The organism is Nonomuraea sp. NPDC052116 (assembly GCF_040680035.1).
Lineage (GTDB): Bacteria > Actinomycetota > Actinomycetes > Streptosporangiales > Streptosporangiaceae > Nonomuraea > Nonomuraea angiospora_A.
Map to the genome: position 1 here is coordinate 1 of NZ_JBFAWA010000051.1, position 26,355 is coordinate 26,355.

The 26,355-nt window shown below is 68.5% G+C and carries 27 protein-coding genes and 1 tRNA gene; 4 read left to right on the forward strand and 24 right to left on the reverse strand.

Annotated elements, in window-relative coordinates; all coding sequences use genetic code 11:
* The 5 genes from rpoB to AB0L65_RS56300 form a co-directional block, all read right to left on the reverse strand.
* On the reverse strand, positions 1 to 3,149 hold a 3,149-nt coding region (gene rpoB, locus AB0L65_RS56280), incomplete at its 3' end, for a DNA-directed RNA polymerase subunit beta (RefSeq protein ID WP_364264807.1).
* 436 nt (positions 3,150 to 3,585) lie between these two features.
* The gene (locus tag AB0L65_RS56285; protein ID WP_364264809.1) at positions 3,586 to 4,083 is read right to left on the reverse strand and encodes a hypothetical protein; all 498 of its coding nucleotides are present in this window, start codon (positions 4,081 to 4,083) and stop codon (positions 3,586 to 3,588) included.
* Positions 4,084 to 4,099: 16 nt separating this feature from the next.
* Entirely contained in the window at positions 4,100 to 4,600 is a 501-nt protein-coding gene (locus AB0L65_RS56290; protein WP_364264811.1) for a hypothetical protein, read from the reverse strand.
* A 196-nt stretch (positions 4,601 to 4,796) separates the two neighbouring features.
* Positions 4,797 to 5,798, reverse strand: a complete 1,002-nt coding sequence (locus tag AB0L65_RS56295) for an ABC transporter ATP-binding protein (RefSeq protein WP_364264813.1) — start codon at positions 5,796 to 5,798, stop codon at positions 4,797 to 4,799.
* A 97-nt stretch (positions 5,799 to 5,895) separates the two neighbouring features.
* Positions 5,896 to 6,462: a TetR family transcriptional regulator gene (locus tag AB0L65_RS56300; protein ID WP_364264815.1), complete on the reverse strand. Its 567-nt coding sequence runs from the start codon at positions 6,460 to 6,462 to the stop codon at positions 5,896 to 5,898.
* A gap of 91 nt (positions 6,463 to 6,553) precedes the next feature.
* On the opposite strand from AB0L65_RS56300, the gene AB0L65_RS56305 reads away from it, so the two are divergent.
* Entirely contained in the window at positions 6,554 to 6,961 is a 408-nt protein-coding gene (locus tag AB0L65_RS56305; RefSeq protein ID WP_364264817.1) for a nuclear transport factor 2 family protein, read from the forward strand.
* Here the strand turns inward: AB0L65_RS56305 and AB0L65_RS56310 are convergent.
* The 9 genes from AB0L65_RS56310 to AB0L65_RS56350 all read right to left on the reverse strand — a co-directional run bounded on the left by AB0L65_RS56310 (position 6,948) and on the right by AB0L65_RS56350 (position 13,987).
* Positions 6,948 to 8,837 carry a glycosyltransferase family 39 protein gene (locus AB0L65_RS56310; protein WP_364264819.1) on the reverse strand — a complete coding sequence of 630 codons (1,890 nt, stop codon included), beginning with the start codon at positions 8,835 to 8,837 and terminating at the stop codon, positions 6,948 to 6,950. The genes AB0L65_RS56305 and AB0L65_RS56310 overlap by 14 nt on opposite strands.
* A 145-nt stretch (positions 8,838 to 8,982) precedes the next feature.
* Positions 8,983 to 9,372, reverse strand: a complete 390-nt coding sequence (gene rplL, locus AB0L65_RS56315; RefSeq protein WP_350733420.1) for a 50S ribosomal protein L7/L12 — start codon at positions 9,370 to 9,372, stop codon at positions 8,983 to 8,985.
* A gap of 72 nt (positions 9,373 to 9,444) precedes the next feature.
* The gene (gene rplJ / locus AB0L65_RS56320) at positions 9,445 to 9,969 is read right to left on the reverse strand and encodes a 50S ribosomal protein L10 (RefSeq protein WP_350733418.1); all 525 of its coding nucleotides are present in this window, start codon (positions 9,967 to 9,969) and stop codon (positions 9,445 to 9,447) included.
* A gap of 240 nt (positions 9,970 to 10,209) precedes the next feature.
* Positions 10,210 to 11,031: an LppX_LprAFG lipoprotein gene (locus AB0L65_RS56325; protein WP_364264821.1), complete on the reverse strand. Its 822-nt coding sequence runs from the start codon at positions 11,029 to 11,031 to the stop codon at positions 10,210 to 10,212.
* 397 nt (positions 11,032 to 11,428) lie between these two features.
* Positions 11,429 to 12,148, reverse strand: a complete 720-nt coding sequence (rplA, locus tag AB0L65_RS56330) for a 50S ribosomal protein L1 (protein ID WP_350733415.1) — start codon at positions 12,146 to 12,148, stop codon at positions 11,429 to 11,431.
* Positions 12,149 to 12,206: 58 nt separating this feature from the next.
* A complete protein-coding gene (gene rplK / locus AB0L65_RS56335) occupies positions 12,207 to 12,638 on the reverse strand; it encodes a 50S ribosomal protein L11 (RefSeq protein ID WP_138719455.1) in 432 nt (143 codons plus the stop codon).
* 121 nt (positions 12,639 to 12,759) lie between these two features.
* Positions 12,760 to 13,524: a transcription termination/antitermination protein NusG gene (gene nusG, locus AB0L65_RS56340; protein WP_350733413.1), complete on the reverse strand. Its 765-nt coding sequence runs from the start codon at positions 13,522 to 13,524 to the stop codon at positions 12,760 to 12,762.
* Positions 13,525 to 13,590: 66 nt separating this feature from the next.
* Positions 13,591 to 13,836, reverse strand: coding sequence for a preprotein translocase subunit SecE (gene secE / locus AB0L65_RS56345; protein WP_357725570.1), 246 nt, complete (start codon positions 13,834 to 13,836; stop codon positions 13,591 to 13,593).
* A 78-nt stretch (positions 13,837 to 13,914) separates the two neighbouring features.
* A tRNA-Trp gene (locus tag AB0L65_RS56350) sits at positions 13,915 to 13,987 on the reverse strand.
* A gap of 161 nt (positions 13,988 to 14,148) precedes the next feature.
* On the opposite strand from AB0L65_RS56350, the gene AB0L65_RS56355 reads away from it, so the two are divergent.
* Entirely contained in the window at positions 14,149 to 15,357 is a 1,209-nt protein-coding gene (locus tag AB0L65_RS56355) for a pyridoxal phosphate-dependent aminotransferase (protein ID WP_364264823.1), read from the forward strand.
* Positions 15,358 to 15,361: 4 nt separating this feature from the next.
* Here AB0L65_RS56355 and AB0L65_RS56360 read toward each other — a convergent pair whose 3' ends face one another.
* The 4 genes from AB0L65_RS56360 to AB0L65_RS56375 are packed head-to-tail and all read right to left on the reverse strand — an operon-like array spanning position 15,362 to position 17,856.
* The gene (locus tag AB0L65_RS56360) at positions 15,362 to 15,865 is read right to left on the reverse strand and encodes a hypothetical protein (protein ID WP_364264825.1); all 504 of its coding nucleotides are present in this window, start codon (positions 15,863 to 15,865) and stop codon (positions 15,362 to 15,364) included.
* Positions 15,866 to 15,896: 31 nt separating this feature from the next.
* Positions 15,897 to 16,436 (reverse strand): hypothetical protein, encoded by a 540-nt coding sequence (locus AB0L65_RS56365; protein ID WP_364264827.1) that lies wholly within the window; start codon positions 16,434 to 16,436, stop codon positions 15,897 to 15,899.
* A gap of 41 nt (positions 16,437 to 16,477) precedes the next feature.
* The gene (locus AB0L65_RS56370; protein WP_364264829.1) at positions 16,478 to 17,359 is read right to left on the reverse strand and encodes a PASTA domain-containing protein; all 882 of its coding nucleotides are present in this window, start codon (positions 17,357 to 17,359) and stop codon (positions 16,478 to 16,480) included.
* Positions 17,356 to 17,856 (reverse strand): SigE family RNA polymerase sigma factor, encoded by a 501-nt coding sequence (locus tag AB0L65_RS56375; RefSeq protein ID WP_364264831.1) that lies wholly within the window; start codon positions 17,854 to 17,856, stop codon positions 17,356 to 17,358. The genes AB0L65_RS56370 and AB0L65_RS56375 overlap by 4 nt, the downstream gene beginning before the upstream one ends.
* A 69-nt stretch (positions 17,857 to 17,925) precedes the next feature.
* Between AB0L65_RS56375 and AB0L65_RS56380 the strand changes: the two genes are divergently transcribed.
* Positions 17,926 to 18,948 carry an adenosine deaminase gene (locus tag AB0L65_RS56380; RefSeq protein ID WP_364264833.1) on the forward strand — a complete coding sequence of 341 codons (1,023 nt, stop codon included), beginning with the start codon at positions 17,926 to 17,928 and terminating at the stop codon, positions 18,946 to 18,948.
* Here AB0L65_RS56380 and AB0L65_RS56385 read toward each other — a convergent pair.
* Both AB0L65_RS56385 and AB0L65_RS56390 read right to left on the reverse strand, forming a co-directional pair.
* On the reverse strand, positions 18,937 to 19,731 hold the full coding sequence (locus AB0L65_RS56385) for a hypothetical protein (protein ID WP_364264835.1): 795 nt from the start codon (positions 19,729 to 19,731) through the stop codon (positions 18,937 to 18,939). The genes AB0L65_RS56380 and AB0L65_RS56385 overlap by 12 nt on opposite strands.
* Positions 19,718 to 20,257, reverse strand: a complete 540-nt coding sequence (locus AB0L65_RS56390; protein WP_364264837.1) for an RNA polymerase sigma factor — start codon at positions 20,255 to 20,257, stop codon at positions 19,718 to 19,720. Before AB0L65_RS56390 ends, AB0L65_RS56385 begins: the two co-directional genes overlap by 14 nt.
* 127 nt (positions 20,258 to 20,384) lie before the next feature.
* Here AB0L65_RS56390 and AB0L65_RS56395 point away from each other — a divergent pair, with 127 nt between their 5' ends.
* Positions 20,385 to 21,125: a methyltransferase domain-containing protein gene (locus tag AB0L65_RS56395; protein ID WP_350733398.1), complete on the forward strand. Its 741-nt coding sequence runs from the start codon at positions 20,385 to 20,387 to the stop codon at positions 21,123 to 21,125.
* A gap of 3 nt (positions 21,126 to 21,128) precedes the next feature.
* Here AB0L65_RS56395 and AB0L65_RS56400 read toward each other — a convergent pair whose 3' ends face one another.
* The 4 genes from AB0L65_RS56400 to AB0L65_RS56415 form a co-directional block, all read right to left on the reverse strand.
* Positions 21,129 to 22,013, reverse strand: a complete 885-nt coding sequence (locus tag AB0L65_RS56400; protein ID WP_364264839.1) for a carbohydrate ABC transporter permease — start codon at positions 22,011 to 22,013, stop codon at positions 21,129 to 21,131.
* Positions 22,013 to 22,897, reverse strand: coding sequence for a sugar ABC transporter permease (locus tag AB0L65_RS56405; protein ID WP_364264841.1), 885 nt, complete (start codon positions 22,895 to 22,897; stop codon positions 22,013 to 22,015). Before AB0L65_RS56405 ends, AB0L65_RS56400 begins: the two co-directional genes overlap by 1 nt.
* A 66-nt stretch (positions 22,898 to 22,963) precedes the next feature.
* Positions 22,964 to 24,232: an extracellular solute-binding protein gene (locus tag AB0L65_RS56410; RefSeq protein ID WP_364264843.1), complete on the reverse strand. Its 1,269-nt coding sequence runs from the start codon at positions 24,230 to 24,232 to the stop codon at positions 22,964 to 22,966.
* 206 nt (positions 24,233 to 24,438) lie between these two features.
* Positions 24,439 to 26,310, reverse strand: coding sequence for an acyl-CoA dehydrogenase family protein (locus tag AB0L65_RS56415; RefSeq protein ID WP_364264845.1), 1,872 nt, complete (start codon positions 26,308 to 26,310; stop codon positions 24,439 to 24,441).
* Between the last annotated feature and the right edge of the window lie 45 nt (positions 26,311 to 26,355).

Here is a 26,355-nt window from a genome sequence, read left to right on the forward strand (position 1 = left end):
TCACCGAAGCGCTGACCACCGAACTGCGCCTTACCACCCAGCGGCTGCTGGGTGATCATCGAGTACGGACCCGTCGAACGCGCGTGGATCTTGTCATCGACCAGGTGCAGCAGCTTGAGGATGTAGATGTAGCCGACCGAGATGGGATACGGGAACGGCTCACCGGAACGGCCGTCGAACAGCTGCGCCTTGCCGCTGCGCTGCACCATCCGGTCACCGTCGCGGTTGGCGATGGTGTTGTCGAGGAGACCGACGATCTCCTCCTCGTGGGCGCCGTCGAAGACCGGCGTCGCCATGTTGGTGCGCGGGGCCACCTTCTCGAAGCCCTTGTCACGCAGCCGCTCGGCCCAGGCCTCGGCGACGCCGGAGATGTCCCAGCCGCGGGCGGCGATCCACCCCAGGTGGGTCTCCAGCACCTGGCCGACGTTCATCCGGCCGGGCACGCCCAGCGGGTTGAGGATGATGTCGACCGGCGTGCCGTCCTCCAGGAACGGCATGTCCTCCACGGGCAGGATCTTGGAGATGACGCCCTTGTTGCCGTGCCGGCCGGCCAGCTTGTCACCGTCGGTGATCTTGCGCTTCTGGGCCACGTAGACGCGGACCAGCTCGTTCACACCGGGAGGCAGCTCGTCGCCCTCCTCGCGGGAGAACACGCGAACGCCGATGACCTTGCCCTGCTCGCCGTGCGGCACCTTCAGCGAGGTGTCACGGACTTCGCGGGCCTTCTCACCGAAGATCGCGCGCAGCAGCCGCTCCTCCGGCGTCAGCTCGGTCTCACCCTTGGGCGTGACCTTGCCGACGAGGATGTCACCGGGGACGACCTCGGCGCCGATGCGGATGATGCCGCGCTCGTCGAGGTCGGCCAGGACCTCCTCGGAGACGTTCGGGATGTCCCGGGTGATCTCCTCGGGGCCCAGCTTGGTGTCACGGGCGTCGACCTCGTGCTCCTCGATGTGGATCGAGGAGAGCACGTCGTCCTGCACCAGTCGCTGGGACAGGATGATCGCGTCTTCGTAGTTGTGGCCCTCCCACGGCATGAACGCCACCAGGAGGTTCTTGCCCAGCGCCATCTCGCCCTGGTCGGTGCAGGGACCGTCGGCGATGACCTGGTTGACCTCCACCCGGTCGCCCTCGGCGACGATGGGCTTCTGGTTGAACGAGGTGCCCTGGTTGGAGCGCTTGAACTTGGCGACACGGTAGGTGGTGCGCGTGCCGTCGTCGTTCATGACGGTGATGTAGTCGGCGGAGACCTCCTCGACCACACCGGCCTTCTCGGCGTTGATGACGTCGCCGGCGTCGGTCGCGGCACGGTATTCCATGCCGGTGCCGACCAGCGGCGACTCGCTCTTCAGCAGCGGCACGGACTGCCTCTGCATGTTGGAGCCCATGAGCGCGCGGTTGGCGTCGTCGTGCTCGAGGAAGGGGATCATCGCGGTGGCCACCGACACCATCTGGCGCGGCGACACGTCGATGTAGTCGACCTCCTCGGCCCGCATGAGCTCGGTCTCACCGCCCTTGGTGCGGACCAGGACGCGAGGCTCGGCGAACGAGCCGTCGGCGTTGAGCACCGTGTTGGCCTGCGCCTTGACGTAGCGGTCTTCCTCGTCGGCCGTGAGGTAGTCGACCTGCTCGGTGACCTTGCCGTCGACGACCTTGCGGTAAGGCGTCTCGACGAACCCGAAGGCGTTGATCCGACCGTAGGAGGCCAGCGAGCCGATGAGGCCGATGTTGGGGCCTTCAGGGGTCTCGATCGGGCACATCCGGCCGTAGTGGGACGGGTGCACGTCACGGACCTCGAAGCCGGCCCGCTCACGGGACAGACCACCGGGGCCCAGCGCGGACAGACGCCGCTTGTGCGTCAGGCCGGCCAGCGGGTTGGTCTGGTCCATGAACTGCGACAGCTGCGAGGTGCCGAAGAACTCCTTGATCGACGCCACGACCGGGCGGATGTTGATCAGGGTCTGCGGCGTGATCGCCTCGACGTCCTGCGTGGTCATGCGCTCGCGAACGACGCGCTCCATGCGGGCCAGGCCCAGGCGGACCTGGTTCTGGATGAGCTCGCCGACACTGCGCAGACGACGGTTGCCGAAGTGGTCGATGTCGTCGACCTCGACGATGATCTCGCGGTCGTTGGCACCCGGCATCGACTCCTCGCCCGCGTGCAGGCGGACGATGTACTCGATCGTGGCGACGATGTCGTCCTCGGTCAGGGTGCCCTGCGAGATCTCCGAGTCGACCCCGAGCTTCTTGTTGATCTTGTAACGACCGACCTTGGCCAGGTCGTACCGCTTGGGGTTGAAATAGAGGTTCTCCAGCAGGGTCTGCGCCGACTCCTTGGTCGGCGGCTCACCCGGCCGCAGCTTGCGGTAGATGTCCAGCAGCGCGTCATCCTGGCCGGCCGTGTGGTCCTTCTCCAGGGTGGCCCGCATCGACTCGTACTGGCCGAACTTCTCGAGGATCTGCTCGCTGGTCCAGCCCAGCGCCTTGAGCAGCACCGTGACGGCCTGCTTGCGCTTGCGGTCGATGCGCACACCGACGCTGTCGCGCTTGTCGATCTCGAACTCCAGCCAGGCACCCCGCGACGGGATGACCTTGCAGCCGAACAGGTCCTTGTCGGACGTCTTGTCGACATTGCGTTCGAAGTAGACGCCGGGCGAACGGACCAGCTGCGAGACCACGACACGCTCGGTGCCGTTGATGATGAATGTGCCCTTCGGCGTCATGAGCGGGAAATCGCCCATGAACACCGTCTGGCTCTTGATCTCACCGGTGGTGTTATTGATGAACTCCGCCGTCACGAACATCGGGGCGGAGAAGGTCATGTCCTTGTCTTTGCACTCATCTACTGAGTACTTCGGCGGCTCGAATCGGTGGTCGCGGAACGACAAGGACATGGTCCCCGAGAAGTCCTCGATCGGACTGATCTCTTCGAAGATCTCTTCGAGGCCCGACTGAGTCGGGACGTCCTTGCGCCCGGCCTGGCGAGCCGCCTCTACCCGGGCCTTCCACTTCTCGTTTCCGAGCAGCCAGTCGAACGACTCGGTCTGCAGAGCGAGAAGGTCAGGAACTTCGAGGGGCTCCTGGATGCGCGCGAATGACACGCGACGGGGACCAGCGGGTACGGCGGAGGCGTTGCGCGAGGCTGCCAACAGATGTCCTTCCGAGGGCTCGCGGCGGACTGACTACACGCACGCCAGACAACCTCGCAACGTGAGCAAGCGGAGCGGGTCGTCAAAGGGCAGCGCAAAGGGGCAGTGTAGCCGAACGGCACACGCCTGTCCACTTCGCTCTCGCTTCATGCTCCACGTTGGTCGCAGCATCGCCCGTTCAAGCGGAAACGTCAAGCCCACAAGCCCGACTTTTAGCCGACTAGGGGCCCGGACGCTGGGTTTTCTCCCCTGTGTGACCGGGCGCCTACCGCCAGGCCCAAGACGATACCCGCGAACGGGGGCGGTTAACGCTCCGTCACACCGGGGGCCGAACCCATGCCGACAACCGGTGTAGCTGTGACGGAGATACCCGCTCCTATGGCTTCGCTAAACCTGATTTTTGGTAACAATTGAACGAAGCGGCGCGCCGTGGGCGTCAGGCAGTCCCCAGGAGGGTCGACAGGTCGGCCACCAGCCAGCGTGATCCTTGCCGGACCATGACGAACCTGGCGCGGTTCTGAGTGAACTGTTGCTGTGGCGCGGCCTCGCCCGGAACGTTCTTGACCATACCCGTGTTCACGAACAGCAGAACCTCTACGCGATCGGGCGCCGCCCGCTCGACCGCCGCCCCCGCCACGGCCACGGTCTGCACGATCTTCTGCGCCTTGGCCCTGGACACCAGGGACGTGGTCAGCTCCTTGTAGTGCTTGGTCAACTCCCCGGTCGTGTGCGTCCCCGCCCGGGCCAGATCCTCCTCCACCGTCCGGTAGTCGTAGGAGAGCAGATCGGGCGCCACCTCCTTGGCCTCCGCCATCGCCTGCGTCCCGGCCGCGTCGGCCGCCCGCAGGTCGCGCAGGTTGAACCACATCGTGGGCACCAGCACCCCGGCCACCACCACGAGGATCCCCAGCAGCACGATCGTGACCGTCCTCACCTGGCCCTCCACCGCCTCATGACACCTGCACCGCCTTGGACACCAGCCAGGCGCCGCCGACCTTGGCCAGCTCCATCGACCAGCGGTAGTACCGCTCCTGCGGCGGGCTCTTGGAGCCGTCCCAGCGGATCTCCACGTCGGCCACGACCAGCACCTTGGCCGTGGCGCCGGCCATGGAGGCCAGCCCCGTGGCACGCAGCACGCCGTGCTGGATGACCTTGTTCTCGACCGTGGTGGACTTGAGCTTGGCCGCGTTGGCCTCGTACTCCGCCCTGGCCGGCCCGGTCGAGGTGTCGAGGATGCGCTTGATGTCGGCGTCGACGGTCTTGTAGTCGAGCGAGATCAGGTTCTTCGCGTGGGTCCCCGCCGCCAGGAGCGCCGCCTGCTTGTCGCCTGCCCTGCCCTGCTCCTCGCGCGCCTGCGCGGCGATCCACACGCCCAGGCCGACCAGCACCGCGAGCACTCCGCTGAGCGCGGCGATCAGGATGCGGGCGGGCCGGGCGGCAAGTCCTGCCACGTCACTCACCCCTTCCCCAGCCGGTCGCCGGATCATAACCCCCGGCTTCGCGCTGGAGCCCCCGAACCAACCGAGACGGTAGAGGACGTGGCACGAATCGGGCAACGAGCCCGGATCTCCCCGATATGCCCTCAGGCGGCCCTCAGCTGCCCGCTGACGGCCTGGCACCGCCGTACCTGACAGGAAAGTCAGGGGGTCACTGAACACCGTGGAGGTAGGCGTTCACGAGGCGGGGATACTCCTCCAGCCAGTTGCGCCCGCGTTCGTCGACGAACGACCCCTGCGGCGGGATCACGCCGTTGGCCGCCAGCCACGTCCCCGGCGGCTGCTGCGAACGACGGATCCTGTTGCCGGTCGGCATGAGCTGCGGCGGGATCGGCGGCAGCATGCCGGGGTCGAGCCCCATCTGGGCCTCGGCCTCCAGCTCGGAGAGGTCCTTCTCCTCCGACATGCCGATGGGGCCGTGCCTCCTGGCGTTGAGGAACTGCCGCACCACCGGCTCGTCGCTCGACAGCAGCATCTCGCGCGGGCCGAACATGACCAGCTCGCGCCTGAACAGCATCCCGATGCTGTCGGGGACCGTACGGGCGGTGTTGATGTCGTGCGTCACGATCAGGAACGTCGCCTCGATCTCGGCGTTGAGGTCGACGATGGTCTGGTTGAGCAGCGCGGTGCGGACCGGGTCGAGGCCGGAGTCGGGCTCGTCGAACAGGATGATCTCCGGGTCCAGCACCAGCGCCCTGGCCAGCCCCGCGCGCTTGCGCATGCCGCCGGAGATCTCCCCGGGCAGCTTGGACTCCGCGCCGACCAGGCCGACCAGCTCCACCTTCTCCATCACGATCTGGCGGATCTGCGACTCGGTCTTCTTGGTGTGCTCGCGCAGCGGGAAGGCGATGTTGTCGTAGAGGTTGAGCGAGCCGAACAGCGCGCCGTCCTGGAAGAGCACCCCGAACAGCCGGCGCAGCTCGTAGAGCTTGTTCTCGTTGCAGTTGGCCAGGTCGTAGCCGTCGATCCAGATGTGCCCGCGATCGGGCCGCAGCAGGCCCACCAGCGTCTTGAGGAAGACCGACTTCCCGGTGCCCGAGGGGCCGAGCAGGACGGAGATCTCGCCCGCGGGGAGCGTGAGCGAGACGTCCTCCCAGATGACCTGCCGGCCGAACGACTTGGTCAGCCCGTCGACCACGACCTCGACTCCCACTGGACACCTTCCGATCGCAGGCAGTATTCAGGGGCCTCTCAACCGTAACGGCGGCGGACCGAATTGGAACCCGTTCCAATAACTTGTTACGGCGCGGTTATGAGCCCTCCGGACCGGCGAGCGCCTGCAGGCCGGGCCGCAGCAGCCGGGCGATCTCCTCCTGCGGCACCCCGCGCAACTCGTCGAGGTCGAGCAGCTGATGCCCGACGGTCACGCCGAGCATGATCATCATCATCAGCGCCGCCCGCAGCCTCGCGTCCTCGCCCGGTACGGCCTGGGCCAGCCGGTCGATCTGCTCGCCCAGCACCTTGCGCGCCGAGACGGCCGCCTCGGGGTGCGTGAGCATGGACCGCATCATGGCCAGCGAGCTCTGCGGCAGCTCGCCCAGCTTCAGGCCGAGCGTGCCGAGCACCTGCTCGACCACCTCGTCGGCGCTCAGCGCGCCGTGCGCGACCGGCGCCACCCGCACGGCCCGCTGGAAGAGCTCCTGCTTGCTGCCGAAGTACTGCATCACGAGGGCGGGATCGACTTCGGCCTGTTTGGCGATGGCCCTGATGGTGGCCCGCTCGAACCCGACCTCGGCGAACAGCGCCCTGGCGGACGCCAGGATCCGCTCCTCGCTCCTGCGCCGCCGCTCGGCCCGCGGCAGCCCCTTCTCGACCACGCCCCGACTCTACATGCGTTGACCGAGCTCGCCCATTCGCTCTACGCTCGTTGAGTCAACGCCTGTTGAGCGAACTGAGAGGGGCTCCCCCATGTCCATCGAAGAGATCGTCACCGCCTTCCACGCGGCCATGCTCCACAAGTCCGCCGACGAACTGGCCGACCTCTACGCGGAGGACGCGCTGCACGAGTTCCCGTTCGGGGGGCCGGCGCCGTTCAAGGGGAGGGAGGAGATCCGCGCCGGGTACCGGGCGATGTGGGGCGCGATGCCGTTCAGGCCCGACGAGGTACGGCGCGTCTCGCTCCACCAGGCGACCGATCCGGAGGTCGTGCTGGTGGAGCAGGACACGTTCGTCACGGTCGCCGGGCAGTCGATCACCGTCCCGGGCCTCCTCGTGCTCAGGATCAGGAACGGCCTGATCATCCACACCAGGGACTACATGGACACCGGCGCCGTCACCCAGGTCCGCGCCGCCGCAGCCGCGCTCAAGCCTGCGTGAGGTCGAAGACCGTCGTCCCTCCGACGGTGGTGGCGGTGAAGGTCTCCTGCACCCAGGCCGCGATCCGGGCCGCGTCGTCGCTGCCGCCCGTGCTGCGGCCGCCCATCCCCATCCCCATCCCCGTGCCGACGAAGTAATGGATCTTCTTCTCGGCGACGTACTGCTTGAACTGCTCCAGTGTCGGCGCGGGGTCGGTGCCGTTGAAGCCGCCCACCGCCATCACCGGCCCGCCGGCGGCCAGCTGGTAGCCGGCCGCGTTGTTGGAGCCCACCGTCGCCGCCACCCACGTGTACGCGGAGGCGTCCGTCTTCAGCAGCGCGGTCAGCTCGGCGGCCGGGGTGCCCGCGTTGAGCAGCCCGCCCATGCCGCCGCGCCCCATCCCCCGGCCACCGGGCGGCGCCTGGAACGCCTGCCGGCCGGCTGACGGGCCGTTCCCGGGCATCCGCCGGAACTGCCGGCCACCGCCCCCGAACCCGCCGGGCCCGCCGAAGCCCCTGCCCCCGGTGGAGGGCCCCGCCGTCGGAATGGCTCCGGTGTGCGCCGACGAGGCCGTGTCCACCGCGTACGCGGCCGGACCCGCCAGGGACGCCAGGCACGCCACCACGGCGACGGCCACCACGACCAGGGCCCGCCGCGCGAACAACATCGCCAGGGCCGCCCCCAGCCCCACCACCAGCACGACCACGCCCAGCCAGGAGTTCCACTCCGCGCTGCGCGACAGCAGCACGTACGACCACACGGCCGTACCGGCCGTGACCACCGCCAGCGGCCGGTACGCCTGCCGCTCCCACAGGACGGCCGCCCCCATGCCCACCAGCACCGCGATCGCCGGAGCCAGGGCCACGGTGTAGTACGCGTGGAAGATGCCCTGCATCAGGCTGAAGACCAGCCCGGTCACGATCAGCCAGCTCCCCCAGACCCAGGCGGCGGCCCGGACCGGATCGACCCGCGGCGTCCGCCGGGTGACCCAGGTGACGGCGGCCAGGAGCACCAGCGCTGCCGGAAGCAGCCAGGCGATCTGCCCACCCGCCTCGGTGTCGAACAGCCGCAGCCACCCGGCCTGCTGGTTCAGGTTGCCCAGCCCGCCGTAGTCACCGCCGTTGAGCCGCCCGATCCCGTTGTAGCCGAGCGCCAGCTCCAGCACGCTGTTGGTCTGAGAACCCCCGATGTACGGCCGCTCGGAAGCCGGCACCAGCGCCACCGCCAGCACCCACCACCCGGCCGAGACCACCATCGCCACACCCGCCAGCGACAACTGCCACATCCGCCGCCAGAACGGCACCGGCGCCGTGACGAGATAAACCAAGGCGAACCCCGGCAACACCAGGAACGCCTGCAACATCTTCGCCAGGAACGCGAACCCGATCGCCGCCCCCGCCAGCACCAGCCACCGCGTGGCCCCGCGTTCCTGCGCCCGCACCACGCCGTACCCGGCGGCCGTCAGCAGCAGCACCAGCAGCGCGTCGGGGTTGTTGAACCTGAACATCAGCACGGCCACCGGCGTCAACGCCATCACGGCCCCGGCCAGCAGCCCGGCCCACACGTTGGTCAACCTGCGCACGGACGCGTACACCAGCGCCACCGTGCCGACGCCCATGAGCGCCTGAGGAATGAGAATGGCCCAGGAATTGAGCCCGAACAGCCGCACGCTGAGCGCCATCGGCCACAAGGAGGCGGGCGTCTTGTCGACGGTTATCGCGTTCGCGGCGTCGGAGGACCCGAAGAAGAACGCCGTCCAGCTCTGGCTGCCCGCCTGAACGGCCGCCGAATAGAACGAATTTGCCCATCCGGAGGCGCCGAGGCCCCAGATGTAGAGCACTCCGGTGCCAATGAGCAGGGCGGTCAGCGCCCAACGGGACTTCGCTTCGGTAACCACAGCTCGCACGCTAGGCAAGCCGCTTCGCGGCGCGATGAGACGGACATGAGAATCTCCTGAGCGAGGCCGCTCAGGGCACGAAAAAGGGGCGGCGGACATCCGGCACCAGGATGTCCCCGCCCCTTTTCAGCGAACAGAAACCGTCTTACTTGACGGTCACGGTGGCGCCGGCGCCCTCGAGGGCAGCCTTGGCCTTCTCCGCCTGCTCCTTGTTGACCTTGCCGTCGAAGACGGCCTTGGGAGCGCCGTCCACCAGGTCCTTGGCCTCCTTGAGGCCCAGGGACGTGAGGGCGCGGATCTCCTTGATGACCTGGATCTTCTTGTCGCCGGCAGCCTCGAGGATGACGTCGAACTCGTCCTGCTCCTCAACGGCCGGGGCCTCGGCGCCACCCGCGGGGGCGGCGGCGGCAACGGCCACGGGGGCGGCGGCCTTGACGTCGAAGACCTCTTCGAACTGCTTCACGAACTCGGACAGCTCGAGGAGGGTCATCTCCTTGAACGCGTCGAGCAGCTCGTCGGTGCTGAGCTTCGCCATGATGCTTTTTCCTTACGTTCGGGACTTGCTGAAACTAGAAACGGGACCGCGGGTGTTGCGGCAACCCCCGTGTTACTCGCCCGCCTCGTCGCGCTTCGCGCGCAGGGCGTCGGCCAGCTGAGCCATCTGCGTGGGGAGCGCGGCGAACACAGCAGCGGCAGCGCTCTGCTTCGCCTTGAGCGCGCCAGCAAGCTTCGCGAGGAGGACCTCGCGGGACTCGAGGTCGGCGAGCTTGGTGATCTCGGTGGCGTCGAGCGTCTTGCCCTCGAGGACACCGCCCTTGATCACCAGAAGGGGATTGGCCTTGGCGAAGTCACGCAGACCCTTGGCGGCCTCGACAACGTCGCCGTTGACGAAGGCGATCGCGGTCGGACCGGCGAGCAGGTCATCGAGACCCGAGAATCCGGCCTGGTTGGCCGCAATCTTGGTCAGGGTGTTCTTCGCCACGGCGAACTTCGCATTCTCACCGAGAGACTTACGCAGCTCCTTGAGCTGCGCGACGGTGAGACCGCGGTACTCGGTCAGAACGGCGGCAGCGCTGCCTTCGAACTCACTCTTGAGCTCGGCAACCGCTGTCGCCTTATCCGCCCTCGCCATGGGCCTCCTTCCAGATGTGCCGCCGGCGAAGGCCCTGAAAATGAGAACAGCCCCGGGCGCAGGGCGCACACGGGGCTCACGCACATGGGTCACACCATGTGGGAAACTCGCATCACACCTGCGCGGGCCGTCCACAAGCTGTGGATCCTTCGGTCGCCAGGCATTGAGGCACCTGACGACGACCGGCGGTCTTCGGCAACGACCAGAGTACGTCCTGGCCGCCGAGTTTCCAAATCGTTCTCAGTTGGTCGTGCCCTTGGGCATCTCTCCGACCTGGTCAGCGGGCGGGGCCTCGATGCTCACCGGCTCGTTGAAGCCCTTGAAGAGCAGGGTGGCGTCGAGCGTGGCGCCTTCCTTGGAGCCGTTCAGCGCGAGCTTGCGCGGCAGGCCGTCGGAGGCCACCCAGATGTCGAACTTGACGTCCTTGAGCTCCGCCAGGTTCGTACGCGCCTGCTCCTGCTGGTCGGCGGGCAGCAGCTGCACGGCCGCGTCCACCGGGAACGTGCCGCTGTAGTGCGTGGTGTCCGTGCCGTTGACGCTCTCGCTGCCGGCCGACTTCACGTCCTGCGAAGCCGTGACGAGCTTGGTCACGTTGCCCAGGTCGAACTGCTGGATCTTGCTCAGGTAGTCGTTCACCTGCGAGGAGTCGCCCATCTCGCTGAGCGATACCTTGATCCACGGCTTGGTCGCGCCCACGAGCTCCTTGAGCGCCTCCACCTTGACGTAGACGGTGTCGCCCTGCAGCACGGCGCGCACGCCGCCCGGCAGGCTCTTCCCGCCCATGTCGACGGTGTCCAGGGTGAGGTCCACGGCGAGCTGGGGCTTGCTCTGGTAGAGCATGCGTCCCTGCACCTTGCCCGAGCCCTCCTGCGGGTGCGTGACGTTCACCACGGCGTCGACCGTGTAGCTGCTGACCTCGGAGGTCTTCTGCGCGGCCTGCGCGAGCACCTCAGAGGCGGCCAGGTTGACCTGGATGGGCTGGGCGTTCGATCCACAACCGGCGACCGCCGCCACGACGAGCGCGGCACCGGCCGCAGTGAGTCCTATCGTGCGCTTCAGCATGTCTTGACCCTACTTTTAAGTGGCATCGCCGTAGCGACTTCCCCTCATAAATAAGGGAAAACCCAGGGTTATCCCCCACACCCCTCACACATTCCCTGCACAACTCGACTCAGCCCAGGCCCACCTGCCTGAAGACCTCGGGCAAGCCACCCCAGCCCGGCGCCGCGAGGCGGAAAGCCACCACACCGCTATCACGGCCCTGCCCACCGCCCGAGCGCACCCGACGCCGCCGCACGCGCCCGTCTCAAGGCGCCCGGCCCCGCGCGGCTCCCCAGCCGCGGGTGGGCCGTGGTGCGGGTGGGCCGTGGTGCGGGCCGCCGTGCGGGAAACCGCGGCCTGCCCCAGGGAAAAGAAAGAGCCCCGCCCGAAACCGGGCGAGGCTCGATCAGAAAAACGCTTACGCGTCGAGCTCAGCGGTGAGGCCGCGCGTGACGTTCGGGTCGACCGGGACGCCGGGGCCCATGGTCGTGGAGAACGTGACCTTCTTCAGGTAGCGCCCCTTGGCCGCGGACGGCTTGAGACGCAGCACCTCGTCAAGGGCGGCGGCGTAGTTCTCGATGAGCTGGCGCTCGCCGAACGACGTCTTGCCGATGATGAAGTGGAGGTTGGCCTGGCGGTCGGTGCGGAACTCGATCTTGCCGCCCTTGATCTCCGTGACGGCCTTGGCGACGTCGGGCGTCACCGTGCCGGTCTTGGGGTTGGGCATGAGACCACGCGGACCGAGCACGCGACCCAGGCGACCGACCTTGCCCATCATGTCGGGCGTGGCCACCACGGCGTCGAACTCGTTGAGCCGGTTGCCCTTGGAGATCTCGTCGATCAGCTCGTCGGCGCCGACGATGTCGGCGCCCACCTCGCGGGCCGCCTCGGCACGGTCACCGGTCGCGAAGACCAGGACCCGGGCGGTCTTGCCGGTGCCGTGCGGGAGGTTGACCGTGCCGCGCACGATCTGGTCGGCCTTACGAGGGTCGACGCCCAGCCGCAGCGCGACCTCGACGGTGGCGTCGAACTTGGTGGTCGACGTCTCCTTGGCCAGCTTCGCTGCCTCGATGGGCGTGTAGAGCTTGTCGCGGTCGACCTTGCCGGCCGCGTCCTTGTGCGCCTTGCTGCGCTTCATTGCTAACTCCTAGTGGTACGCGGGCCCGAGGGCCCTCCCACAACGTCTGGAAAGGGTGTTACTCGGCGACGGTGATGCCCATCGACCGGGCGGTGCCGGCGATGATCTTCTCGGCCGCCTCGATGTCGTTGGCGTTGAGGTCGGGCATCTTCGTCTCGGCGATGCTGCGCAGCTGCTCGCGGCTGAGCTTGCCCACCTTGTCGCGGTGCGGGACCGCGCTGCCCTTGTCGAGACCCAGGGCCTTCTTGATCAGCTCAGGCGCCGGCGGCGTCTTCGTGATGAAGGTGAAGCTGCGGTCTTCGAAAATGGTGATCTCAACGGGGATGATGTTGCCCCGCTGGGACTCCGTCGCAGCGTTGTACTGCTTGACGAAGTCCATGATGTTCACACCGTGGGGACCGAGCGCGGTACCCACCGGCGGCGCCGGGGTGGCCTGTCCAGCGGGGAGCTGGACCTTCACCAGAGCGGCGATTTTCTTCTTCGGAGGCATTTGTCCTTCTCCGGGTCCTGATTGCGATGCCTGTCAGGGCCAGCGGATTGCAGCCCTGACACGTCGGAGGCCGCCCTCATGATCAGGCGGCCGACCGAACGTCTCAGTGTATGTGATTGTCCTAGATCTTCGAGACCTGGTTGAACGAGAGCTCAACCGGGGTCTCGCGGCCGAAGATCGAGACGAGCACCTTGAGCTTCTGCGACTCGGGGCTGATCTCGCTCACCGAGGCCGGCAGCGTGGCGAACGGGCCGTCCATGACCGTGACGGACTCGCCGATCTCGAACTCGACCGCGGGGCCGGCGCTCGCCTTGGAGGCGGCCTTCTTGGTCTCCTCGGTCGGCTCGGGCGCCAGCAGCTTGGCGACCTCGTCGAGGCTGAGCGGGCTCGGCTTGTTGGACAGGCCGACGAAGCCGGTCACACCGGGCGTGTTACGCACGGCGGCCCAGGACTCGTCGGTCAGCTCCATGCGCACCAGCACGTAGCCGGGCAGCACGCGCTCCTTGACCGGCACCTTCTTGCCGCTCTTGAACTCCTGGACGGTGTGCGTCGGCACCTCGACCTGGTAGATGTAGTCCTCCATGTTGAGCGACACGTTGCGGCTCTCGATGTTGGACTTCACGCGATTCTCGTAACCGGCGTAGGAGTGGATGACGTACCACTCACCGGGAAGGCCGCGCAGCGAGCTCTTGAACTCCTCGACGGGATCGACGTCGGGAAGAACCGTCTCGTCCTCGACGTCGGAAGCCTCGGCTGCCTCGTCGCTCTCCGCGACCTCGGCCTCCTCCTGGAGCTCCGCCTCCTCGGCGGACTCCTCAGTGGCCTCTTCCAGCTCGTCGTCCCACTCCTCGCGGGACTCGCCGGCCGGAACTGAAGACTCGGACACGGTGACTCTTCCTCTTTCGTCGTATCGAACTGGCGACTCCGTCAGCTGTCACCGGCGGCGTCTCGATCAGCCGCCGCCGAAGACCTTGAGGACTGCCCATCCCAGGGCGCTGTCGAGCCCGTACACGATCGCCACCATGATCAGAACGAATACCAGAACGACCGTGGTGTAGGTGATGAGATCCTTGCGTGTCGGCCAGATGACCTTGCGGAGCTCGTTGACGACCTGCCGATAGAAAAGGGCAGGCGAAGTGCGCGTCTTCTTCTCGCCACTCGGCTTGTCTGCGGTCTCGCCGCGCGTGTCGATCGCCACAGTCCTCACCTGAATCTGTCGTATCCAACGCAGTTTTGCGGCGCGCTTACACGCCCATTATTGCGCGGACCGCACTCGCAGGGCACGAGGGACTCGAACCCCCAACCGCCGGTTTTGGAGACCGGTGCGCTACCAATTGCGCCAGTGCCCTATGTCGCTAGACCAGACTACCCTGATCGACCCACTGCCTGGACCGAACCGCTCGCCGACATGCGGTGCGGAAGGACCGATCGAAAGCATACGGGTGATTGCCGGGTACGTCGAACCCAATCCCGATCGCCCAGGTCACCGAGCACATGGGACCATGGAACCATGTCCACCCGACCCCGCGTCTCCGCGAGAATCTCCGCTATTTCCGAGTCCGCCACGCTCGCCGTGGACGCCAAGGCCAAGGCGATGAAGGCGGCCGGGCGGCCCGTCATCGGCTTCGGCGCGGGCGAGCCCGACTTCCCGACGCCCGGCTACATCGTCGAGGCGGCGATCCAGGCCGCCCGCGAGCCGCGCTTCCACAAGTACACGCCGGCGGGCGGCCTGCCCGAGCTCAAGCAGGCCATCGCCGACAAGACCCGGCGCGACTCCGGCTACGCGGTCGAGGCCTCGCAGGTGCTGGTCACCAACGGCGGCAAGCAGGCGGTCTACGAGGCGTTCGCGACGCTGCTCGACCCGGGTGACGAGGTCCTGGTCGTGGCGCCCTACTGGACCACCTATCCCGAGGCGATCAAGCTGGCCGGCGGCGTGCAGGTCGACGTCGTGACCGACGAGTCCACCGGCTACCTGGCGAGCGTCGAGCAACTGGAGGCCGCGCGGACGGAGCGGACGAAGGTCCTGCTGTTCGTCTCGCCGTGCAACCCGACGGGCGCCGTCTACTCCCGCGAGCAGACGGAGGCGATCGGCCGCTGGGCGGCCGAGCACGGCCTGTGGGTCGTCACGGACGAGATCTACGAGCACCTCGTGTACGGCGGCGCCGAGTTCACCAGCATCGCCACGGCCGTGCCCGAGCTGGGCGACCGGGTCGTGATCCTCAACGGCGTGGCCAAGACCTACGCGATGACCGGCTGGCGCGTGGGCTGGCTGATCGGCCCCGCAGACGTCGTCAAGGCGGCCACCAACCTGCAGTCCCACGCCACCTCCAACGTCGCCAACGTCTCCCAGGTGGCCGCGCTGGCCGCCGTGTCCGGCGACCTGTCGGCGGTGGCGGAGATGCGCACGGCGTTCGACCGGCGCCGCCAGACGATGGTCCGGATGCTCAACGAGATCCCGGGCGTGTTCTGCCCGGAACCGAAGGGGGCGTTCTACGCGTACCCGTCGGTCAAGGAGCTGATCGGCAAGGAGCTGCGCGGCCGGCGGCCGCGGTCGTCCGGTGAGCTGGCCGAGCTGATCCTGGAGGAGGCCGAGGTGGCGGTGGTGCCGGGCGAGGCGTTCGGGACGCCGGGCTACTTCCGCCTGTCGTACGCGCTGGGCGACGACGACCTGGTCGAGGGCGTCAGCCGGGTGGCCAAGCTGCTGTCAGAGGCGCACTAGTCGTTCAGGGCGCCTGGTCCAGGGCGACGCCGGCGGCGACGTGCCTGATCTGGGCGGCCAGGCCGGGCGTCGCGGCGATGTAGACCGCGGTGCCGGGCCGCTGCAGCCACATGAAGTTGCGCACGCCGGTGCGCGTGTTCCAGCGCAGCGCCGGCATGCCCCGGTACGTCGTCAGCGACGACCTGGCGACCAGCGTGACGAACTCCTCGGCGGTCCGCGCCCCGCACACGACGCCGACGTACATCTGCTCGTCCTCGCGCCGCCAGATCACGCCCTTGGCCTCCAGCGGGCGGGTGAGCGAGCCCAGGCGGCCGAACGAGCCCGCCCTGGTCATCCCCTCGGGCATGGCGGGCAGCCCCACATTGGTCTGGCCGCAGGCCAGCCGGACGCCCTGGTGCGGGACGTGCGCGGAGGACGGCGGCGAGGCGATCGCCTCGGGCGCGGGCACGTCGTCCGCGCCGCACCCGCCCAGCGCGAACATGAGGAGCACCGCTGCCAGACGCCGCATCGACCCCCCAAGGAACGCATGGAAAAGGCTCTCAGTCTCCTACAGGACTCTTGACTGAGGCAGCAATTGCCACCAGTTCGCCACCGAGGGAGTCGCTGACCCGGATCCACGCCCCCGTGCCCGCGCGCTCCATCCAGATGATCATCCGGCCGCCGTTCGGATGCCTGCCGACCACGGCGGGCCTGCCGCGCACGGTGACGGGGCGGGCGTCGAGCAGAGCGGCCTTCCTGGTGTAGCTCACCCAGTCGGCGGCGGGCTCGACCTGGGCCTCCACGAACCGCTGGGCCGAGCCGAACCTGGCCCACGACCCCTTCGGCTTGACGGACCCCCCGCCGCTGCGCTCCAGCCCCGCGGGGAGGTAGGTGAGCCAGAGATCATCGGAGACCACCGCGAGGGTGGCCTCGGCGACGGAGGCCCCGACCATGACAGGGCCCTCCACAGGGGCCGGGCGCGGACGCCCGAACCCCGAGGAGAAGAGCGCGTAGATGATCAGAGATGTCGCCGCGAAGGCCAGCGCCGTGAGCGCCGCGCGGCCTCCCTGCCCGATGCCGGCAGGCCCCTCAGGGATCATGCAAGGTTGATCCCCCGTTCGGCCTCATCCGTACCGCAGGTTCAGCCGGTCGCGCGGATGCCTTCCGCGATCTTCTTCGCCTCGGCCGGGCCGTCCACGTCCTTGGCGTAGTCGGGGCTGAGGCACACCTCGACCGCGAGCCCGTCGCGCAGCTTCCAGGTGACCGTGAGCGTGCCCTCCGACACGACCTCGCCGCCCTCACCGAGCGTCGCCAGGCGTGCCTTCGCGCCGCCGATGTCCACGGTCTCGGCGCCGGCCTTGGGGAAGCGGGCCATGGCGCTCTTGGCGGCCTCTCCCTCGAACACGATCACCTGTACGGAGTAGCGCCCAGGCTCGTTGCCCGGCTTGTCATAAGTAGTGGTGAAACTGTGCTTGCCGAACCCGTCCTTGCCCGACCACTTGCCCCATTCGAGCCCTTCCGGCAGGTAATCCAGGCGGATGCCGCCGAACTCCCGCCCGTCGCCCAGATCACCCAGATCCTGCGGCATCGTGACAGGAGGCGGCTCCAGGGTGAGCTCGACATGGCTGCCGGGAGCGACCTGCTCCCCGGCCGCGGGCTTCTGCCCGATCACCCGGTTGTTCCGCACCTCCATCGCCGCCATGTCGGCCAGCAGTCCGGCCGCGCGCAGGAGGTTCGCCGCCTCGGTGGCGGGCTTGCCCGTCACGTCCGGCACGGTCACGTCGTTGCGCACCACGGCCCGGTCCTGGCCGGTCGCGGCCTCCCCTCCGGCGGGTTCCCCGGAGTTCAGCGCCACGGGCACGGCCACCGCCACCGCCGCCGTGACGAGCGCCGCGCCCGCCACGCGGAAGCGGAGCACGCGCGAGCGGTTGCCGCGCCGTACGGACCTGCCCAGGTCCGGCGGAGCCTGCACGTCGGCGACGTGCGCCCGCATGGCGTCCGCGAGGTCGTCCTCGATCCTCATCTGGTCACTTCCTTTGCGACAGTCATGTTTTCGCGGACCCTGGCGAGCCCCCGCGCCGCCTGGCTCTTCACGGTCCCGACCGAGCAGCCCAGCAGGGCCGCGGTGTCCCCTTCCGACTGGTCCTCCCAGTAGCGCAGGACGAGCACGGCCCGCATCTTGGGCGGCAGCCTGCGCAGCTCCCTGATGAGCGCGTGGCGCAGGTCCAGGTCGGGAGTGTCGGCGGCGGTCTCGGGCGGCCGGGCGAAGGTGATCTCCTGCACGATCTTGCGCCGCCGCGCCTTGCTGATCGCCGCGTTCACGACGACCTTGCGCGCGTAGGCCTCCGGGTTGTCCCATCTGATCCGCGGCCAGTGCCGGTAGACCTTCTCCAGCGCGTGCTGCACCAGGTCCTCGGCGTCGTGCTCGGTCGCTCCGCAGACCAGGATCGCGGTGCGCAGCAGCGAGGTGCTCCGGGCGGCCAGGAACTCGTCGAAGGCCGCTTCATCGTCATCTGTCATGAGCGAAGGTCCCCTTTCGCCCTCCCCAACGCGCGAAGCGGTCCCGGGGTTGAGTGGCAAGATATGCAAATGGCAAGGCCCCTGAACACGCTGCCCAAGGCGCATCTACACCTGCATTTCACCGGATCGATGCGGCATTCCACGCTTATCGAGCTGGCCAGGGAGCAGGGGCTGCACCTGCCGGACGCACTGGAGGAGGACTGGCCGCCCAAGCTGCGGGCCACCGACGAGCGCGGGTGGTTCAGGTTCCAGCGGCTGTACGACATCGCCAGGTCCGTGCTGACCCGTTCCGAGCACGTCTACCGGCTGCTGCGCGAGACGGCCGAGGACGAGGCGGCGGCCGGGTCCCGGTGGCTGGAGATCCAGGTGGACCCGTCGGGGTACGCGCAGCGGTTCGGCGGGCTGACGGCGACGCTGGAGCTGACGCTGGACGCGGCGCGCCTGGCGGCCGAGCACGCGGGGATCGGGATCGCGGTGGTCGTGGCGGCCAACAGGACCCGCCACCCGCTCGACGCGAACACGCTGGCCCGGCTCGCGACCCAGTACGCCGGCAAGGGCGTGGTGGGGTTCGGGCTGTCCAACGACGAGCGGCGGGGCGAGGCGAGGGACTTCGAGCGGGCGTTCAGGATCGCCAAGCGGGGCGGGCTGCTGTCCGTGCCGCACGGGGGCGAGCTGCTGGGCCCGCGCAGCGTGGCGCAGTGCGTGGACGACCTGGACGCGGACCGGGTCGGGCACGGGGTGCGGGCGGCGGAGGACGAGCGGCTCATGCACCGGCTGGCCGACCGGCAGATCTGCTGCGAGGTCTGCCCCACCTCCAACGTGGGCCTGGGGGTGGCCGAGCGGGCCGCCGACGTGCCGCTGCGGCGGCTGTTCGACGCGGGCGTGCCGATCGCCCTGGGGTCCGACGACCCGCTGCTGTTCGGCGCGCGGCTGCTGAGCCAGTACGAGCTGGCCAGGGACGTCTACGGCTTCAGCGACGCGGAGCTGGCCGAGCTGGCCCGCCAGTCCGTACGCGCCTCCGCGGCCCCCGAGCCGGTGCGCAAGGAGCTGCTCGCGGGCGTGGACGAGTGGCTGACGAGCTCACCCGAGTGACGTGGCGACGCGGACGGCCTCTTCCTCGGTCTTGACGCCTTCCAGGCGGTAGTTCAGGGCGTCCTGCTGCCAGATGAGGGTGGGGCCCGCCTGGCGCAGGGGGATCTCGGTGCCGTCCTGGCGGCTGAGGTAGCCGAGGGGGTGCGCCCCCGGGACCCACCAGGCCTGGTACGGCCCGACCTTGGTGTAGTCGGGCCAGGGCGGGCCGAGCTTCTTGAAGAGCACCGGGTCCAGGCCGCCGTCGAACTGGTCGAGCCGGATGCCGCCCGGCCAGAACATCGACACGACCCGGCCCCTGTCGGACACCGTGGTGCGCTCGGGCTCCCCCAGCGCCTTCGGCGTCCTGACCCGGAACTTCACCTCGGCCTTCAGATCGTCCTGGTCCACGGGGTGCTCGTACGGCAGGGGCGTGACGCCGGTGACGGCCTTGGGCGGCGCGTCGCCGATCCGGAGCTCGATCCCGGCGAAGCGCAGGATCCGTACCACCGCCGCCCGCCCCTGGGGGGTCGCGGCCGTGATCGCGATGACGACGAGGACGACGGCCGTGACGACCTTCCACCTCGCGCGCCGGCGGCGCCGCACCGGGGAGTGCGGCCGGACGGGGCCGCTGACGGGGCCGTGGGCCGGATCGGGCACCTCATCGCGCGAAGCCTCGTCCGGAGCCTCCAGGCGGGCGCGTACGGCCGCGGCGACGTCGGCGGGCGGCGGGCCGGGGACGTCGAGGAGGTCGCCGAGCGCCAGGAGTTCGGCCTCCAGGTCGTCGAAAGGCTCACGCGAGTTCATTGCCCACCTCCTCCCTCAGCCGGGCCAGCCCCCGATGCGTGCTGGACTTGACGGTGCCCACGGGCCAGTCGAGCACCTGCGCCGTCTCCGCCTCGGTCAGCTGTAAGAAGTACCGGCAGACGACGGCCTGACGTTCCCGCTCGGGCAGCCGGCGTACCGCCTCCAGCAGGCGCGAGCGCCGGTCGCCGGCCACCGCGGTGCCCTCGGGGTCGTCGGGCGCGGCCAGGGACGCCGTGGCGCTCAACCGTAAGGCCAGCTCGGAGCGGCGCCCCCGCGACCTGGTCAGGTTGTGGGTCTCGTTGGCCACGATCCGCAGCAGCCAGGGGCGGAACGGCGAGTCCTTGCGGAAGCCCGGCAGATGCCGGAAGGCCTTGACGAACGCCTCCTGCACCACGTCCTCGGCCTCGTCCCCCGCCCCCAGCATGAAAGCGGTACGGTGGGCGAGCGCGCTGTAGCGGGCGACCAGCACCTCATAGGCGGCTTGGTCACCGGCGAGCGAGCGCTCGATCGCCTCGTCGTCGTTCATGGCGAGTCAGATTCCACCCCATTCGAGGTGCCCCGGGGAAGGGTCTTTCGCGTATCGGGTGAACGTCACCAGTGATCGGGGCATTAGACTCGGGCAATCCATGAGCCCCCCGAGAAGGAACGGGACTATGTCTGGGTATGACCGTGTAGTGCAACCGGCGGCCGGTGACGAGGCCCTGGAGAACCACCTAGGTGGGGACGAGGCCAAGAACTATCGGCAGTACGAGCTGGACATGGTCGCCCCGCATGTCGGCCGTTCGATGCTGGAGATCGGCTCCGGCCTCGGCCACTTCGCCGAGGCGTTCCTGCCGCGGCTCGACAGGCTGGTCGTGAGCGACTTCGACCCCTACTGCGTCGAGCAGCTGGAAAAGCGGTTCGCGGGCCGCGACGACATCGACGTCCTGCAGTTCGGGCTGCCGACGAACATCCCGCTTGAGGACAAGGTCGACACCGTCGTCATGATGAACGTCCTTGAGCACATCGAGGACGACGCCGAGGCGCTGCGCTCGCTGGCCCGGGTCACGCTGCCGGGCGGGCGGATCATCATCTGGGTCCCCGGCTACATGCAGCTCTACGGAGACTTCGACCGCAAGGTGGGCCACGTCCAGCGCTACACGCCCAAGACGCTCGGCGCGACGGTCGCCAAGGCGGGCCTGGACATCGAGGTGCTCAAGCCGATCAACTTCCTGGGCGGCATCGCCTGGTGGGCCGCCGTGCGCCGGGGCGGCGTCGGCTACCCCGACCCGCGCCTGGTCAAGATCTACGACCGCACGGTGGTCCCGACGACCCGCTTCATCGAGCGGTTCATCAGGCCACCGTTCGGCCAGACGGTCTTCTGCGTGGCACGGGTGCCCCAGCCCAAGGCGTAGGCGCTACTTGATCGACCCGGCCGTGAGGCCGCCCACCACTTTCCGCTCGATCAGCGCGAAGAGGATGATCACGGGGATGGTGGCGATCACCGACCCGGCGAACAGGTTCTGCCAGTCCACCTGGTACTGACCGATGAACGAGTTGAGCGCCACCGTGAGCGGCTGGTTCTCCGGCGTCGTGGTCAGGGTCAGGGCGACCACGAACTCGTTCCAGGCGGCGATGAAGGTGAAGATCAGCGCCGTGATCACGCCGGGCAGGGCCAGCGGCAGCGTGATCCTGAACAGCGCACCGAAGCGCCCGTTCCCGTCGATGAACGCCGCCTCCTCCAGCTCGCGCGGGATCGAGGCGAAGTACGCGTTCAGGATCCACACCGCGAACGCCAGGTTGAACCCGCCGTTCACGAGGATCAGCGACCAGATCGAGTCCACCAGCCCGAACTGGAAGAACTCGCGGTAGATGCCGACCAGCATGGCCGTGGGCTGGAACATCTGGGTGATCAGCACGAGGATCAGGAAGGCCGTGCGCCCCCTGAAGTTGTGCCGGGCCGAGTAGTACGCGGCCGGCAGCGCCACCAGGAGCACCAGCACGGTCGAGCCGCCGGCGACCTTGAGCGTCACCCACAGGTTGCCGGCCAGGCCGCCGGCCCAGAAGTTGGCGAGGTTCGACCACACCCACTCCTTCGGCCAGAACGACACCTCGCGCAGCGACTCCTGCGAGCGCAGCGAGGTGAGCAGCATCACCACGTACGGGAACAGGAAGACGAACGCGACGACGTACGCGGCGGCCGCGACGAGCACGGTCTTGAGCTTCGGCATGCTGCGTCGTCGCGCCGGCCTGACGTGGTGGCGCGGCCGGGTGGCCTGCGACGGCAGGGTCTTGATCGCCATCACGCCACCTCCTTGTTCCAGCGGGAGACCTTGAGGAAGATCGCGGTCAGGATGATCACCATGCCGAAGTTGACGACGGACATGGCCGCCGACTCGCCGATGTTCGAGCCCTTGAGGATGAACATGAGGATCGTCGAGGTGGCCGTGGAGTAGCCGGGCTGGCCGTGCGTCATGGCCCAGATGATCGGGAAGCTGTTGAAGACGTTCATGACGTTGATGAGCGCCGCCACGGTGAGCGCGGGCCGCAGCAGCGGCAGCGTGATCGACCAGTACGTCCGGAACCGGGTGGCTCCGTCCATCTTGGCCGCCTCATAGACGTCGGCGGGGATCGTCGCCAGCCCGGCCAGCAGCGCGTACGTGGTGAACGGCACCGACACGAAGACGGCCACGAACACCAGCCACGGCATCGCGGTGGAGGCGTCGCCGAGCTGGTCGGCCGAGGCCCCGCCCATCGCGTCGATCAGCCCCAGCTTCAGCCGGATCTGGTTGATCACGCCGACCTCGGGGTCGAGCATCCACTTGAAGATGATCGCCGTCATCAGCACCGACGCGGCCCACGGCGCGATCAGCGCCCACCGGGCCGCCTTGCGCAGCGGGAAGTTCTGGTTGAACAGCTGGGCGAGGGCCAGCGAGATCAGCACGGTGAGCGCGACGACCGCGACCACCCAGATCACGCTGCGGACCATGATGTCGGCGAAGTCCTTCTCACCGAACAGCTTCTCGTAGTTCGCGAAGCCGTTGCCCCCCTGGACCACCCCGAACCGGCTGATCTTGAGGAACGATGACCTGATCATCTCGATCACGGGCCAGAGCACGACCAGCGCGATCAGCACCACGGCGGGCCCGACCCACGCGAGGGGCTCCAGGGCGCGCAACCTTCTCATGAGCAACCTTCCAAGACGGTGCGGCCGGCACCGCGGAGAGCGCCGGCCGCACGGGCCCCCGACGTATCAGCCGGCCGCTTCGGCGGTCTTCTGCAGCTCACCGAGGACCTTGGCCGGGTCGTCCTTGACGGCCCCGCCGATGGTCTGCTTGATCGCCGGGTTCACCTCGGCCCACTTGGGGTCCTGGAAGGGGTAGAAGCTGGCGTTGGGCAGCGCGTCGAGGAACGGCTTGAGCTTCTCGTCGCCCGACAGCTTCTGGATGCCGCCGTTGGTGACGGGCAGCAGCTTGTACGTGTCCGAGATCTTCTGGGCGGCGCTGCCGGTGTAGAAGAAGTCGAAGAACTTCTTGATCTCGGCGCCGTGGCCGTTCTTGTTGAACGCCATGATCCAGTCCATGACGCCGAGCGTGGTGTCGAGCGGGCCGCTCTTGCCGGGGATCGGCGCGACGCCGTAGTTCTTCAGCCCGGCCGCGTCGAAGATCGGGATGGACATGGGGCCGCCGTTGACCATGCCGACCTTGCCCGCGCCGAAGTCCTCCCAGACCGTCTTACGGTCCTTGGTGCCCGGGTTGGGGGTGGTCAGGCCCGCGTCGACCAGGCCCTTCATGTACGTGAACGTCTCGACGTTCTGCGGCGAGTTGATCGCCCACTTGCCGGAGGCGTCCTTGTAGCCGCCGCCGTTGCCCAGCAGCCACAGGAACGACTCGCCCTGGGCCTCCTCCTGGCCGAGAGGCAGGCCGAACGGCTGCGTGACGCCGGCCTTCTTCAGCTTCTCGGCGTCGGCCTTCAGCTCGTCCCAGGTCTTCGGCGGCTCGGCGATGCCGGCCTTCTGGAACAGGTCCTTGTTGTAGAACAGCGCCCGCGCGGAGGAGACGAACGGGATGCCGTACGCGGTGCCGTCGACCTTGCCGAACTCGGCGAACTTCTGCAGCATGTCGCCCGAGACGTTCGGCGACAGCACCTCGTCCACCTTGTAGAGCAGCCCGTCCTTGACGAAGCCGGAGTAGTCGCCGGTCTGCAGGATGTCGGGCACCTGGCCGTTCTGGACCATGGTGGCGACCTGCTTGTCGATGTCGTTCCAGTTGATGACCTGGACGTCGACCTTGATGTTCGGGTTGGCCGCCTGGAACTCGTCCACGACGCCCTTCCAGAACGTCTCGCCCGAGTTCGGCTTGCCGGGGCCGTCGCCGTAGTCGGCGGCGACCATCTTCAGGGTGACCGGTCCGCCGCCCGACGCCTGCGTGTTGCCTCCGCCACCGCCGGAACCGCCGGAGCCGCAGCTGGACAGGACCAGCATCGTGGCAAGGCCGAGAGCGGCGCCGCCCACAAGCTTCATGTTCACTGGAGATACCGCCTTCTCGTCGGACGGGTGCTGGTCCGTACCAGCCAACGGACCCCGTCCTGGGGGATGGGGCACGCGAGCGTACAGCTCGACGCGTTTGCGCCAGCGTAAGCCTGGATCGACAAGCCGGTCTATACCGGCTCGTATCAGTTTGAAAACGCTGAGGGCCGAGAAACCTCACAACCGGTCTAGACCGGGCGTCAGAGGATCTTTCTCCGGATGCTCTCCCCACCCTGCGGCGTGCCGATCCACGGGCCCTCGATGGAGGGGTCGAGGATGCCTTCCTCGACGAACCCGTAGCGGCCGTCGAGCACATATCCGGCCAGCCGCACGTCGCCCGCGTCGCTGTTGTCCCAGAGCCGGTCGAACAGCGCGTCCACGCGGCGTCGTGCCTGGTGGCAGAAGGTGTCGGCGAGCTCGTACGGCCGTCGCCCGAGGTCCCTGGAGTCCTCTTCCGCCTTGACGCACACGGCGGTCATGGCGAACAGCTCGGCCCCGATGTCCACGAGCCTGCCGAGGAACGACTGCTTGTGCTCCAGCCGGCCCTGCCAGCGCGACATGCCGTAGAAGGTGGACCTGGCCAGCTTGCGGCTGGTCCGCTCCACGAAGCGCAGGTGCGCGGCCAGCGGGCCGAAGTCGCCGTACGACGCGGGCAGGTTGCCGGTGCCGGCCACCAGCGTGGGCAGCCACCTGGCGTAGAAGCCGCCGGCCCGGCGCAGGGCCTGGGCGCGTTCCTGGCGGGAGGCCTCCGGGTTGATCAGCTCCCCGGCGGCCGACAGGTGCGCGTCCACCGCCTCCCGGGTGATCATCAGGCGCATGATCTCCGAGGAGCCCTCGAAGATGCGGTTGATGCGGGAGTCGCGCAGCATCTGCTCGGCGGGCACGCCGCGCTCGCCGCGCGCCACGAGCGACTCGGCGGTCTCGTAGCCGCGCCCGCCCCTGATCTGGACCAGTTCGTCGAGCGCCTGGTACGACAGCTCCGACGCGTACAGCTTGGCCAGCGCCGCCTCGATCCTGATGTCGTTGCGCTGGTCGTCGGCCAGGCGGCTGGTGAGCTCGCAGAGGGCTTCGAGCGCGTACGCGGTCGCCGCGATGAACGCGATCTTCGTGGCCACGGCCTCGTGCTCGCCGACCTTGCGCCCCCACTGCACGCGCTCGTTGCCCCACTCGCGGGCGATCTTGACTGCCCACTTGGCGTTGCCCGCGCACGTGGCCGGCAGCGACAGGCGGCCGGTGTTCAGCGTGGTCAGGGCGATCTTCAGCCCCTGCCCCTCGCGCCCGATCAGGTTCTTGGCCGGCACCCTGACCTGGGAGAACTCGGTGACCCCGTTCTCGATGCCGCGCAGCCCCATGAAGCCGTTGCGCCGCTTGACCGTGATGCCGGGAGAGTCGGCCTCGACCACGAACGCGCTGATCTTCTTGCCGGTCCTGGCCATGACCACCAGGAGGTCGGCGACGACGCCGTTCGTCGTCCACAACTTGACGCCGTCGAGCACGTAGTCGTCGCCGTCGCGGACGGCGGTGGTGGACAGGCGCGCCGGGTCGGAGCCCACGTCGGGCTCGGTCAGCAGGAACGCGGAGATCTCGCCCGCCGCGCACCTCGGCAGGAACTCCCGCTTCTGCTCCTCGGTCCCGAACAGCTTGAGCGGCTGCGGCACCCCGATCGACTGGTGCGCCGACAGCAGCGTGGCCAGCGCCGGGCAGTACGAGCCGACGAGCATGAGGGTGCGGCAGTAGTACAGGTAGGGCAGCCCGAGCCCGCCGTACTCCTCGCTGATCGTGATCCCGAAGGCCCCGAGCGCCGCGAGCCCCTTGACCACCTCGTCGGGCACCTGCGCGGTCCGCTCGATGAGCGCGGGATCGACATGGGCGTCGAGGTAGCGCCGCACCGCCCTGACGAACTCCTCACCCCGCTTGGTCGCCTCTTCGGACAGCGTCGGCACGGGGTACACGAGATCCAGCCGGTAGTCTCCGAGGAAGAGCTGCTTGGCGAAGCTCGGCCGCGTCCACTCCTTCTCGCGGGCCTGCTCGCCGACCTCCCTGGACTCCGCGTACTTGGCGTGCTCGGTCATAGCACCTCCCGACGATCCGCCGTCCTGTGCTAGGAGTACTGCCCG

Coding starts and splice junctions, on each gene's coding strand:
- AB0L65_RS56305 (WP_364264817.1), top strand. CDS start 6,554: ATGTCCATCGAAGAGATCGTCACCGCCTTCCACGCGGCCATGCTCCAC.
- rplL (WP_350733420.1), bottom strand. CDS start 9,372: ATGGCGAAGCTCAGCACCGACGAGCTGCTCGACGCGTTCAAGGAGATG.
- rplJ (WP_350733418.1), bottom strand. CDS start 9,969: ATGGCGAGGGCGGATAAGGCGACAGCGGTTGCCGAGCTCAAGAGTGAG.
- AB0L65_RS56325 (WP_364264821.1), bottom strand. CDS start 11,031: ATGCTGAAGCGCACGATAGGACTCACTGCGGCCGGTGCCGCGCTCGTC.
- rplA (WP_350733415.1), bottom strand. CDS start 12,148: ATGAAGCGCAGCAAGGCGCACAAGGACGCGGCCGGCAAGGTCGACCGC.
- rplK (WP_138719455.1), bottom strand. CDS start 12,638: ATGCCTCCGAAGAAGAAAATCGCCGCTCTGGTGAAGGTCCAGCTCCCC.
- AB0L65_RS56355 (WP_364264823.1), top strand. CDS start 14,149: ATGTCCACCCGACCCCGCGTCTCCGCGAGAATCTCCGCTATTTCCGAG.
- AB0L65_RS56360 (WP_364264825.1), bottom strand. CDS start 15,865: ATGCGGCGTCTGGCAGCGGTGCTCCTCATGTTCGCGCTGGGCGGGTGC.
- AB0L65_RS56365 (WP_364264827.1), bottom strand. CDS start 16,436: ATGATCCCTGAGGGGCCTGCCGGCATCGGGCAGGGAGGCCGCGCGGCG.
- AB0L65_RS56370 (WP_364264829.1), bottom strand. CDS start 17,359: ATGAGGATCGAGGACGACCTCGCGGACGCCATGCGGGCGCACGTCGCC.
- AB0L65_RS56375 (WP_364264831.1), bottom strand. CDS start 17,856: ATGACAGATGACGATGAAGCGGCCTTCGACGAGTTCCTGGCCGCCCGG.
- AB0L65_RS56380 (WP_364264833.1), top strand. CDS start 17,926: ATGGCAAGGCCCCTGAACACGCTGCCCAAGGCGCATCTACACCTGCAT.
- AB0L65_RS56385 (WP_364264835.1), bottom strand. CDS start 19,731: ATGAACTCGCGTGAGCCTTTCGACGACCTGGAGGCCGAACTCCTGGCG.
- AB0L65_RS56390 (WP_364264837.1), bottom strand. CDS start 20,257: ATGAACGACGACGAGGCGATCGAGCGCTCGCTCGCCGGTGACCAAGCC.
- AB0L65_RS56395 (WP_350733398.1), top strand. CDS start 20,385: ATGTCTGGGTATGACCGTGTAGTGCAACCGGCGGCCGGTGACGAGGCC.
- AB0L65_RS56400 (WP_364264839.1), bottom strand. CDS start 22,013: ATGGCGATCAAGACCCTGCCGTCGCAGGCCACCCGGCCGCGCCACCAC.
- AB0L65_RS56405 (WP_364264841.1), bottom strand. CDS start 22,897: ATGAGAAGGTTGCGCGCCCTGGAGCCCCTCGCGTGGGTCGGGCCCGCC.
- AB0L65_RS56410 (WP_364264843.1), bottom strand. CDS start 24,232: ATGAAGCTTGTGGGCGGCGCCGCTCTCGGCCTTGCCACGATGCTGGTC.
- AB0L65_RS56415 (WP_364264845.1), bottom strand. CDS start 26,310: ATGACCGAGCACGCCAAGTACGCGGAGTCCAGGGAGGTCGGCGAGCAG.